At 44.6% G+C, this 12,223-nt stretch carries 10 protein-coding genes; 1 reads left to right on the top strand and 9 read right to left on the bottom strand.

Features of this window, described 5'->3' with window-relative positions:
* The 9 genes from PNC201_RS08035 to sdhC form a co-directional block, all read right to left on the bottom strand.
* A complete protein-coding gene (locus tag PNC201_RS08035; protein WP_233525233.1) occupies positions 1 to 618 on the bottom strand; it encodes a Crp/Fnr family transcriptional regulator in 618 nt (205 codons plus the stop codon).
* A gap of 41 nt (positions 619 to 659) precedes the next feature.
* Entirely contained in the window at positions 660 to 1,532 is an 873-nt protein-coding gene (gene sucD, locus PNC201_RS08030; protein ID WP_010371451.1) for a succinate--CoA ligase subunit alpha, read from the bottom strand.
* Positions 1,532 to 2,698, bottom strand: coding sequence for an ADP-forming succinate--CoA ligase subunit beta (gene sucC / locus PNC201_RS08025; protein ID WP_010371452.1), 1,167 nt, complete (start codon positions 2,696 to 2,698; stop codon positions 1,532 to 1,534). Before sucC ends, sucD begins: the two co-directional genes overlap by 1 nt.
* Before the next feature lie 173 nt (positions 2,699 to 2,871).
* On the bottom strand, positions 2,872 to 4,365 hold the full coding sequence (gene odhB / locus PNC201_RS08020; RefSeq protein WP_102056726.1) for a 2-oxoglutarate dehydrogenase complex dihydrolipoyllysine-residue succinyltransferase: 1,494 nt from the start codon (positions 4,363 to 4,365) through the stop codon (positions 2,872 to 2,874).
* Between the two features lie 10 nt (positions 4,366 to 4,375).
* Positions 4,376 to 7,189: a 2-oxoglutarate dehydrogenase E1 component gene (gene sucA, locus PNC201_RS08015; RefSeq protein WP_102056725.1), complete on the bottom strand. Its 2,814-nt coding sequence runs from the start codon at positions 7,187 to 7,189 to the stop codon at positions 4,376 to 4,378.
* 84 nt (positions 7,190 to 7,273) lie between these two features.
* Entirely contained in the window at positions 7,274 to 7,993 is a 720-nt protein-coding gene (locus tag PNC201_RS08010; RefSeq protein WP_102056724.1) for a succinate dehydrogenase iron-sulfur subunit, read from the bottom strand.
* A 10-nt stretch (positions 7,994 to 8,003) separates the two neighbouring features.
* Positions 8,004 to 9,776, bottom strand: a complete 1,773-nt coding sequence (sdhA, locus tag PNC201_RS08005; protein WP_010371464.1) for a succinate dehydrogenase flavoprotein subunit — start codon at positions 9,774 to 9,776, stop codon at positions 8,004 to 8,006.
* Positions 9,777 to 10,124 (bottom strand): succinate dehydrogenase, hydrophobic membrane anchor protein, encoded by a 348-nt coding sequence (gene sdhD / locus PNC201_RS08000; RefSeq protein WP_010371467.1) that lies wholly within the window; start codon positions 10,122 to 10,124, stop codon positions 9,777 to 9,779.
* Positions 10,115 to 10,492, bottom strand: a complete 378-nt coding sequence (gene sdhC / locus PNC201_RS07995; protein WP_125252744.1) for a succinate dehydrogenase, cytochrome b556 subunit — start codon at positions 10,490 to 10,492, stop codon at positions 10,115 to 10,117. The genes sdhD and sdhC overlap by 10 nt, the downstream gene beginning before the upstream one ends.
* A gap of 416 nt (positions 10,493 to 10,908) precedes the next feature.
* On the opposite strand from sdhC, the gene PNC201_RS07990 reads away from it, so the two are divergent.
* Positions 10,909 to 12,195, top strand: coding sequence for a citrate synthase (locus PNC201_RS07990; RefSeq protein ID WP_010371472.1), 1,287 nt, complete (start codon positions 10,909 to 10,911; stop codon positions 12,193 to 12,195).
* Positions 12,196 to 12,223 lie beyond the last annotated feature (28 nt).

Genomic DNA, 12,223 nt, shown 5'->3' with positions numbered 1-12,223 from the left:
CTAACGCTTAGTTGTTGTCGCTTGCGCTTTGTTTACTCGCGACTTTAACCGTGATAGCCCTTGAGGTGTAACGCCCAAATAATTAGCCAGATCATAATTTGCTAAACCACTAACCCAATGCGGACGTTTGTCACGCAAAAAACAATATCTTTGCTCCAGCGTATTTAGTAGTAGAAAAGCTTCTTTTGCTTCTTTAAATAGCAACTGCTGTTCTAATAATTTTAATTTAAGTGCGCGAAGAGTATCTTGTTCTAATTCGGCTAGCGGAACGAGTACCAACTCCACATCATCCAGCGCAGAGATTTGATAGAAGCTAGGAGATTTTTGGATCCATTCAGCAAATAGAATACAAAGTTCACCAGCAAAATAGAACTCCTTATGTCTTAGCTCCCCTGTTTCATTTACAACCGATGATACAAGCTTACCTGAGCGGATAAAAAAGCCATGACGCTGCACTTGCCCTTGTTGCAATAATATTTCATTGCGGCTGCAGCACTTAGTGTCGAACGTTGGGTTTTGCTGAGTAAGTGTTAATAATTCATTTTTTGTGACTTCACAGAGCTCACCGAGTTTATGAAAAGGCATAATCCCCTCATGCAATTGGTATAGCGAGATCAAAAAAGGCTCCTTGAGGAGCCTTTTTAACGTGCGGTATTAACTTACCAACCCGCTTTCTCTTTTAGTGCAGAACCGATTTCTGCAAGAGAGCGAACTGTTTTAACACCCGCGGCTTCAAGTGCTGCGAACTTCTCGTCAGCTGTACCTTTACCGCCTGCGATAATTGCACCAGCGTGACCCATACGCTTACCTGGAGGAGCTGTAACACCTGCGATGTAAGAAACAACAGGCTTAGTTACGTTATGCTTGATGTACTCAGCCGCTTCTTCTTCAGCTGTACCGCCGATCTCACCGATCATTACGATAGCTTCAGTTTGCGGATCGTTTTGGAACATCTCTAGTACGTCGATGAAGTTAGTGCCTGGGATTGGGTCACCACCGATACCAACACAAGTAGATTGACCGAAGCCAGCGTCAGTTGTTTGCTTAACTGCTTCATAAGTCAAAGTACCAGAACGTGACACGATACCTACTTTACCAGGCAAGTGGATGTGACCTGGCATGATACCGATCTTAGTTTCACCTGGAGTGATAACACCTGGGCAGTTAGGACCAATCATGCGAACGCCAGTTTCTTCTAGCTTCACTTTAACATCAACCATATCTAGTGTAGGGATGCCTTCAGTGATACATACGATTAGTTCGATACCTGCGCTGATCGCTTCAAGGATAGCGTCTTTACAGAATGCAGCTGGTACGTAGATAACAGATGCAGTTGCACCAGTTGACTCTACCGCTTCACGTACTGTGTTAAATACAGGTAGACCTAGGTGAGTTGTGCCGCCTTTACCAGGAGAAACACCACCAACCATTTGCGTACCGTACTGGATAGCTTGCTCAGAGTGGAAAGTACCCTGACCACCAGTGAAACCTTGACAGATTACTTTAGTATCTTTGTTAATTAGTACAGACATTATTTGCCCTCCGCAGCAGCAACTACTTTCTCAGCAGCGTCAGTTAGTGACTCAGCTGCAATGATGTCAAGGCCAGAGTTAGCTAGTACTTCACGACCAGCTTCAGCGTTAGTACCTTCAAGACGTACAACTACTGGCACGTTTACGCCAACTTCTTTAACCGCACCAATAATACCTTCAGCGATCATGTCACAACGTACAATACCACCGAAAATGTTAACTAGTACTGCTTTAACATTGTCGTCAGAAAGGATGATCTTGAATGCTTCAGATACACGCTCTTTAGTCGCGCCGCCACCAACGTCTAGGAAGTTAGCTGGCTTGCCGCCGTGTAGGTTTACGATGTCCATAGTACCCATCGCAAGGCCTGCACCGTTAACCATACAACCAACGTTACCGTCTAGTGCTACGTAGTTAAGCTCAAAGCTTGCTGCGTGTGCTTCACGTGCGTCTTCTTGTGAAGGATCGTGGAATTCGCGGATCTTAGGCTGGCGGAACAATGCGTTGCCGTCTACACCGATTTTGCCGTCTAGGCAGTGTAGATTACCAGCGTCTGTGATCACTAGAGGGTTGATTTCTAGTAGAGCAAAGTCGTGGTTGATAAACATTTGCGCTAGACCCATGAAGATCTTAGTGAATTGCTTAACTTGAGTTGGGTTCAAACCTAGTTTGAACGCTAGCTCACGACCTTGGTAAGCTTGAGGACCTACTAATGGGTCGATCTCAGCTTTATGAATTAGTTCAGGCGTTTCTTCTGCAACTTGTTCAATTTCTACACCACCTTCAGTTGATGCCATGAACACGATTTTACGTGAACCACGGTCAACAACAGCACCTAGGTATAGTTCATTTGCAATATCAGTGCAGCTTTCTACTAAGATTTTAGCAACAGGCTGACCTTTCTCGTCTGTTTGGTAAGTAACTAGGTTTTTACCTAACCAGTTTTCAGCGAATGCGCGGATTTCGTCTTTGCTGTCTGCAAGTTTAACACCGCCAGCTTTACCACGGCCGCCAGCGTGTACTTGACACTTAACAACCCACTTGTCTCCACCGATTTTACCAGCAGCTTCAACTGCTTCTTGAGGTGTATCACAAGCAAAGCCTTCTGATACAGGTAAACCATATTCGGCAAAAAGTTGTTTTGCCTGATACTCATGCAAATTCATGATGCTTTATCCAATTTTTTATACTAAAAAAGCTGAATATTTATGCAAATAGTCAGCTATCCCAAATTGCGCACATAGTATAGATCCCAAGGCTTCTGATGAAAACCCCACTTAGACCAAAGGCGCAAAAAAAAAGCTGTATGCGAGCATACAGCTTATTCTTTAAACAAATATTATACGTCTAGTAGTAGACGTGTTGGATCTTCGAGTAACTCTTTAATTGTTACTAGGAAACCAACTGACTCTTTACCATCGATTTGACGGTGGTCATAAGATAGTGCTAGGTACATCATAGGTAAAATTTCAACTTTACCGTTTACTGCCATAGGGCGCTCTTGGATTTTGTGCATGCCCAAGATTGAAGACTGTGGCAAGTTGATGATAGGCGTAGATAGTAGTGAACCGAATACACCACCATTGGTAATAGTGAAGTTACCGCCAGTCATATCGTCAACAGTTAGTTTGCCATCACGACCTTTAATAGCCAGTTCACGAATATTCTTCTCGATTTCAGCAACAGAAAGCTTATCACAATCACGTAGTACTGGAGTCACTAGACCACGAGGTGTTGATACCGCGATGCTGATGTCAAAGTAGTTGTGGTAAACGATATCGTCACCGTCAATTGACGCGTTAACTTCAGGGAAACGCTTAAGTGCTTCAGTTACCGCTTTCACGTAGAAAGACATGAAACCTAAACGAATACCGTGGCGCTTCTCAAATACCTCTTGGTACTGCTTACGAAGATCCATGATTGGCTTCATGTTTACTTCGTTGAACGTTGTCAGCATTGCTGTTGAGTTCTTCGCTTCCAATAAGCGGTTAGCGATTGTCTTACGTAGACGAGTCATTGGTACACGTTTTTGAGTGCGCTCACCTACCGGGGCAGCTGGTGCAGAAGCTGCAGGCTTAGACTCTGATTTTGCTGGTGCTTTAAGGAAAGCATCCACGTCTTCTTTAGTAATGCGACCGCCTTTACCAGACCCTTTGATCTTAGCAGCATCAAGGCCTTTCTCTGCGATAAGACGACGAACAGATGGTGTTAGTACATCTGAGTTTTCGTCAGAAGCAGCAGCTGGTGCTTCTTCTTTCTTCGCACTTGATGATTCAGCTGGTGCGCCACCGGCAACGATTTTACCGATAACTTGATCACCTAGTACTGTCTCACCTTCAGCGTGGATGTGCTCACCCATCACACCGTCTTCAGGTGCAACAACTTCAAGAACCACTTTATCTGTTTCAATATCAACTAGATTCTGGTCGCGGCTAACCGCTTCACCTGGTTGAACGTGCCAAGTTGCGATAGTAGCGTCTGCTACTGACTCAGGAAGTACAGGTACTTTAATGTCCACTTCTTTACCTTCTGCTGCTGGCGCCGATTCTGACGCTGCTGGTTTTTCATTTGATTGAGCAGGCGCTGCTGCTTCATCAGCAGCACCTAGTTGTGCAATAACTTGTTCGCCAAGAACGGTTGCGCCTTCCTCTTCAGAAATTGCAACGATAACACCATCTTCTGGCGCTACAACTTCTAAAACGACCTTATCCGTTTCGATGTCAACTAAGTTTTGATCACGAGTCACTTTATCGCCAACGCTTACATGCCATGTAGCAACCGTTGCATCGGCAACAGACTCAGGAAGAACAGGAACCTTAATTTCGGTTGTCATCTCTTATTCCTTATTTCTTAATTGTTAAAGCGTCAGCAATTAACGCGTTTTGTTCTTTAGTATGTGTAGACATGTATCCACATGCTGGTGCAGCTGAAGCCTTACGGCCTGCATAAGTCAGATTTGCGCCAGCTGGGATAGCTTCCCAGAAATGATGCTGTGAACAGTACCAAGCACCTTGGTTTTGTGGCTCTTCTTGACACCAAACAAAATCTTTTACGTGCTGGTAGCGAGCCATGATCTCATCCATCTCTTTGTGAGGGAATGGATATAGCTGTTCAACACGAACGATAGCCACGTTGTTAAGCTCTTGCTTACGACGTTCTTGCAGTAGTTCGTAATAAACCTTACCGCTACAGAACACAACACGCTCAACGTTTTCAGGATTGATATCATCAATCTCATCGATCATGTTATTGAATACGCCTTCGGATAGCTCTTCTAGGCTAGAAACAGCTAATGGGTGGCGTAATAGCGACTTAGGCGTCATTACAATCAGAGGACGACGTAGTGGACGAACCGATTGACGACGTAGCATTGCATAAACTTGCGCTGGTGTTGACGGCACACATACTTGCATATTGTGGTCAGCACAAAGCTGTAAATAACGCTCTAAACGCGAAGAACTGTGCTCTGGACCTTGACCTTCATAGCCATGAGGAAGTAGTAGTGTTAGACCACATAAACGACCCCACTTCTGCTCACCTGAACTTAGGAATTGGTCGAATACGACTTGAGCACCGTTGGCGAAGTCACCAAATTGCGCTTCCCATAGTACCAATGACGTTGGCTCTGCTGTCGCGTAACCATATTCGAACGCAAGTACCGCTTCTTCCGATAGTACTGAATCGTACACTTCGAACAGGCCTTGACCTTCACGAATGTTTTGCAGCGGAAGATAAGTCGACGCGTCTTTTTGATTATGAACTACGGCATGACGGTGGAAGAATGTACCACGACCAGAATCCTGACCAGTAAGACGAATATCAGTGCCCTCATCAACCAAGGTCGCGTAAGCCAATGTCTCAGCCATACCCCAATCAAGCATTTTCTCGCCTTGCGCCATAAGTTTACGATCATCGTAAATCTTTTTAACGCGTGATTGTGCTTTATGAGCCTCTGGGTAGCTCGCAATCTTTTCGCCAAGCGCTTTGAGTTTATCTAGCGCAACCTTTGGCTCATACGGCGTATCCCAATCGTGACCAACATACTTAGACCAATCTGATGAGTGTTTGGTTTCTTTTTGAATTTCTTCAACGACACAAACGCCTTTATCAAGACCATTTCGGTACTCGTCAGCAATTTGTTTCGCATCGTCTTCAGAAATCACACCTTCGCGTACAAGTTGATCAGCATACAATTGGCGAGGTACTGGGTGCTTTTTGATCTTCTGATACATCAGCGGTTGCGTCGCATTTGGCTCATCCGCTTCGTTGTGGCCGTGACGACGGTAACATACTAAGTCAATTACCACATCGCGTTTAAACTTGTTACGGAAATCAAGTGCAACTTGTGTAACAAAAGCAACAGCTTCAGGATCGTCTGCGTTCACGTGGAAGATAGGTGCCTGAACCATTTTAGCGATATCAGTACAGTATTCAGTCGAACGAGTATCTTCGCGTTTTGACGTCGTGAAACCAACTTGGTTATTAACTACGATACGGATCGAACCGCCAACGCCGTATGCACGTGTTTGCGATAAGTTAAACGTTTCTTGAACGACACCTTGACCTGCGATTGCAGAGTCACCGTGAATTGTGATTGGTAATGCTTTAGAACCACTTTGGCAATTCAAACGGTCAAGACGAGCACGTACCGAACCCATTACTACTGGGTTTACGATTTCAAGGTGAGATGGGTTAAATGCCAATGCCATATGAACATTGCCGCCCTTCGTACCGAAGTCAGAAGAGAAACCCATGTGGTATTTAACATCACCAGAACCTGCGTGCTCGCCATATTTACCTGCGAACTCGTCAAATAGTTCTTGAGGGTTTTTACCCAATACATTCACTAGTACATTTAGACGACCTCGGTGGGCCATGCCAATTACGGCTTCTTGCTGACCGCTTTCACCAGCACGGTGAATAAGCTCTTTCAGCATAGGCACAAGTGAGTCACCGCCTTCTAGAGAGAAACGCTTAGCGCCTGGGAATTTTGCGCCCAAGTACTTTTCTAAGCCGTCTGCAGCAGTTAGACCTTTGTAGATTCTTAATTTGGTTTCTTTGTCGAATTGTGGCTTCGAGAAGGACGATTCCAAACGCTGTTGTAACCAACGTTTTTCTTCGGTAGAGGTGATGTGCATGTACTCTGCACCGATAGAGCCACAGTATGTCGCTTTAAGCGCAGCGTACAAGTCTTTGAGTTTCATTGTCTCTTTGCCACAAGCAAAAGAGCCAACGTTAAATTCTTTATCTAAGTCTGCATCAGTTAAATCATGAAAAGCAGGGTCAAGATCGCGAACACGTTCTCTATCCCAAATCCCTAAAGGATCTAGGTTTGCGTTCTGATGACCTCTGAAACGGAATGCATTAATTAACTGCAGAACTTTAACTTGCTTGGCATCAGCAGAACCCTCTGCGGAAACCACGACTTCTCTGTGTTTGTTTTTAGCAAGCTCCGCAAATTGCGCTCTTACTTCTGAATGTTTAGTGTCAACATCCACTCCATCAACTTTAGGTAGTTGATCAAACACCTCTCGCCATTCTTCTGGCACTGAAGCTGCATCATCTAGATACGCCTCATATAGATCTTCTACGTACGCAACGTTACCGCCGTACAAATGCGAAGATTCTAGCCATGCCTTCATCACACCTTCGTGCATCTATTAGCCCTTTTATCTAGCGCAGAAACTCAAACGAAAACAAGATGGCAAGCTTTTGCTTGCCATCTTAGCTAGTAGTATGTGTTATACCGAACGGTTTAACAACATTGATTTAATTTGTCCAATTGCCTTAGTTGGATTAAGGCCTTTTGGACATACGCTAACACAGTTCATAATACTGTGACAGCGGAATACGCTGAACGCGTCATCAAGACCAGCAAGACGTTCTTCTGTCGCTGTATCACGGCTATCAGCCAAGAAACGATAAGCATGTAGAAGACCCGCAGGACCGATGAACTTGTCTGGGTTCCACCAGAAAGAAGGACAAGACGTTGAACAACATGCACAAAGAATACATTCGTACAGGCCATCTAGCTTTTCACGTTCTTCAATAGACTGAAGACGTTCTTCACCACCAGTTGGCTTGTCGTTGATCAAGAATGGCTTAACCTTCTCGTATTGCGTATAGAACTGGCTCATGTCGATTACTAAGTCACGGATCACCGGAAGACCTGGTAATGGACGAATGACGACCTTGCCTTTACCACCGTTCTGCAAAGCAGAAATTGGAGTAATACATGCAAGACCATTTTTACCATTCATATTAATACCGTCAGAACCACATACCCCTTCACGGCATGAACGACGGAAAGATAAAGATGGGTCTTGCTCTTTTAACTGCATAAGAGCATCTAACACCATCATGTCACGACCTTCCTCTACTTCTAGAGAATAGTCTTGCATGCGTGGCGCCGCATCTTCATCAGGATTATAACGATAAACAGATAATTCTAAAGTTGCCATCGCTTAGCTCCTAGTATGTACGTGCTTTCGGTGGGAATGCTTCACGAGTCTTAGGCGCGTAGTTAACTTCACGCTTACTCATAGACTCAGACTCTGGGTTGTAAATCGAGTGACACAACCAGTTTTCATCATCACGCTCTGGGTAATCGAAGCGAGAGTGTGCACCACGACTTTCCGTACGGAAGTTCGCAGCAACCGCTGTCGAATACGCTGTTTCCATCAAGTTATCTAACTCTAGACACTCGATACGTTGCGTGTTGAATTCAGCAGACTTATCGTCAAGACGTGCGTACTGTAGACGCTCACGAATCTCTTTAAGTTCTTTAAGACCTTCAGCCATTGCATCACCTTCACGGAATACCGAGAAGTTAAGCTGCATACAACGTTGTAGATCTTTCTTGATTTGTACAGGATCTTCACCCTGACCTTTCGCAGAAGTTTCCCAACGGTTAGTACGCGCAAGTGCTGCGTCTACGTTATCGTTGCTTGCTTCTTTGGCGATTTCAGCATCTTTCAAGTAAGTACCAAGGAAGTTACCCGCCGCACGACCGAATACGACAAGGTCAAGCAGTGAGTTACCACCTAGACGGTTTGCACCGTGTACAGATACACACGCAATCTCACCTACTGCAAATAGACCTTCAACGATCTTTTCATTACCTTGACCGTCTACGTTCAGTACTTGACCGTTTACGTTAGTAGGTACACCACCCATCATGTAGTGACAAGTAGGGATTACTGGAATTGGCTCTTCCGCTGGGTCTACGTGTGCGAATGTCTTCGCTAGATCACAAACACCAGGAAGACGTAAGTTAAGTGTCTCAGCACCTAAGTGGTCAAGCTTCAGCTTGATGTGCGGACCCCAAGGACCATCACAACCACGACCTTCACGGATCTCAGTCATCATTGAACGTGCAACAACGTCACGTGATGCTAGGTCTTTCGCGTTTGGCGCATAACGCTCCATGAAGCGCTCGCCATCTTTATTTAGAAGGTAACCACCTTCACCACGACAACCTTCTGTTACTAGTACACCCGCACCTGCGATACCTGTCGGGTGGAACTGCCACATTTCCATGTCTTGCATTGAAATGCCAGCACGAACCGCCATACCAACGCCGTCACCTGTGTTGATGTGCGCATTCGTTGTCGATGCGAAAATACGACCCGCACCACCAGTTGCAAGAACAACTGCTTTTGATTTGAAATAGGTGATTTCACCTGACTCGATGTCGATTGCGGTGACACCCACTACATCGCCATTGTCATTTTTTACTAGGTCTAGTGCATACCACTCAGAGAAAACGTTTGTTTTGTTTTTAACGTTTTGCTGGTATAGGCAGTGTAGCAACGCGTGACCAGTACGGTCCGCTGCGGCTGCTGTACGTGCAGCTTGCTCGCCACCAAAGTTTTTTGACTGCCCACCGAAAGGACGCTGATATACGCGACCATTCTCAAAACGAGAAAACGGTAGACCCATGTTCTCAAGTTCAGTGATAGCTTCTGGACCTGTTTTACACATGTACTCGATAGCGTCTTGGTCACCGATGTAATCAGAACCTTTAACCGTATCATACATGTGCCATTCCCAGTTGTCCTCGTGAGAGTTACCTAGCGCAACGGTGATACCACCCTGTGCTGATACTGTATGAGAACGAGTTGGGAAAACTTTTGAAATAAGAGCACAAGTTTTGCCTGATTCCGAGATAGCAAGTGCCGCGCGCATACCCGCACCGCCTGCACCGACTACAACTGCGTCAAATTCACGTACGTTATATTTCACTTAAACACCCCACAGAACAAACAGACCAATAGCTACGTAAGCTAAAGCCATAAGGTTTAATACAAAGCCAAGAATAGTGCGAGTTGTTGAGTTCTTAACGTAGTCAGTTAGAACCTGCCACAAACCGATGCGTGTATGTACCATGATACATACTAGTGTGATCATCGTTGCTGCTTTAACAGCTAAATTTGAGAACAACCCTGACCAAGCTTCATAAGTTAGTTCAGGAGTAATTAGAAGATAGCCTACGATGAATACCGCGTAAGCTAGGATAATTAACGCAGTTGTACGTAGTGACACGTAGTCTTGTACGCCATCACGCTTTAGAGTCGCTTGATTTAAGACCATATCCATACTCCAGCCAAAATTGCTACGATAACCCAAAGTGCTAGTGCAATCTTCGCGCTATTGTTGCCTGATTCTAATTCTTCCCAATGTCCCATATCCTGGATCATGTGACGGATACCACCGATGATGTGGTAAGACAATACAGTTAGGGTGCCCCACGCGATGAATTTCGCGATAAAGCCAGACATCAGTTCTTTTACAAACTCGAAGCCTTCAGGAGAAGAAAGGGATTCAGACCAAGCCCAAATCACAAAGGTCAAAGCGAAGAAGAAAGCAACACCGGTGACACGGTGAAGAATCGACGCTTTAGCCGTTGGCGGCATAGATATAGTCGTAAGATCTAGATTTACAGGTCTTTGCTTTTTCACAGTTACTTGCCCATCTTTGCCCACAAAGGAGCTCATCTACTTGTTTTTATGAAACCCACCTACATATTGCAAATGTAGGTGGCACACTCTAGATAAACCAATTAGGACACCAAAAAGTTCACTCGAGTGTAAAAATTGATGTAAAAATAGGTTTACCCACAGACGATACGGTATAAAACCGTTGACAGTATATAAGGCTATGCGCCCTTTTACAATTCTTGTTTAGATAGAGACGCTTGCGAATTAGCGAATGGTCTAATATTTAATCGTCGTAGAATATTTATTATACATTTATGCATAAATCACAGAAAAATTGACTTTTAACCTAGGTTATAAGTTAGAATGATCTGAATTTGCTTAACATTAGTATCACAACATAACAATCAGAATATTGTTATTAAATAGGAGACAAATAGATGGCAGATAAAAAAGCCACAGTCCATATTGATGGTCACGATCCGATTGAGTTACCAATTTACGAAGGTACAGCTGGTCAAGACGTAGTTGACGTTCGTTCTTTAGGTGCTCACGGCCTATTTACGTATGACCCAGGATTTATGTCGACTGCCTCTTGTGACTCGTCTATCACTTACATTGACGGTGCCAAAGGTGTACTGCTTCATCGCGGTTATCCAATTGAGCAACTTGCTGAAAATTCTAACTATATTGAACTTTGCTACCTACTATTAAACGGTGAATTACCAAGCGAAGAACAACTAGCTGAGTTCTCAGATGAGATCACTCGCAACACAATGATGCACGAGAAGATAGCTGCGTTTTTCCAAGGCTTCCGTGTAGATGCACACCCTATGGCAATGCTATGTGGTGTAGTTGGTGCGTTATCTTCGTTCTACCACTCAGATTTGGATATTTCTGACGAAGATCAACGTATGCGTTGTGCAATCAAGTTAGTAGCTAAGCTACCAACAATTGCTGCAATGGCGTACAAATATAACGTTGGCCAACCGTTCGTATACCCACGTAACGACTTGAGCTACGCAGAAAACTTCCTCCACATGATGTTCTCTGTGCCAGCTGAAGACTACAACGTCAGCCCTGTACTTGCTAAAGCAATGGATCGTATTTTCATGCTTCACGCAGATCACGAGCAAAACGCGTCAACTTCAACAGTTCGTCTTGCTGGCTCTTCAGGTGCAAACCCTTACGCGTGTATCGCGGCAGGTATTGCATCACTTTGGGGTCCTGCACACGGTGGCGCAAACGAAGCATGTTTAACTATGCTTGAAGAAATCGGCTCTGTTGATCGTATTGACGAGTACGTTGCAAAAGCAAAAGACAAGAACGATCCGTTCCGTCTAATGGGCTTTGGTCACCGCGTTTATAAAAACTTTGACCCACGTGCGACGGTAATGCGTCAAACGTGTCACGAAGTGCTTAAAGAGCTAAACATTCAAGATCCACTGCTTGACGTAGCAATGAAACTTGAACAGATTGCCCTAGAAGACCCTTACTTCATTGAGAAGAAGCTATACCCGAATGTAGACTTCTATTCAGGTATCATTCTTAAAGCAATCGGTATCCCAACAAGCATGTTTACGGTTATCTTCGCGATGTCTCGTACTGTGGGTTGGATTTCACACTGGAACGAAATGCTTTCTCAGCCAGGACACAAAATTGGTCGTCCGCGTCAGCTTTACAAAGGCTACACGTCTCGCGACTACAAAACACAAAACGACAGATAATCTCGTTATTGTGTTTGAAAAGGCCGCT

It is taken from the genome of Pseudoalteromonas sp. NC201 (assembly GCF_002850255.1).
Lineage (GTDB): Bacteria > Pseudomonadota > Gammaproteobacteria > Enterobacterales > Alteromonadaceae > Pseudoalteromonas.
The sequence above is the reverse complement of the archived record's forward strand: the minus strand, read 5'-3'. Positions and strand labels throughout refer to the sequence as shown.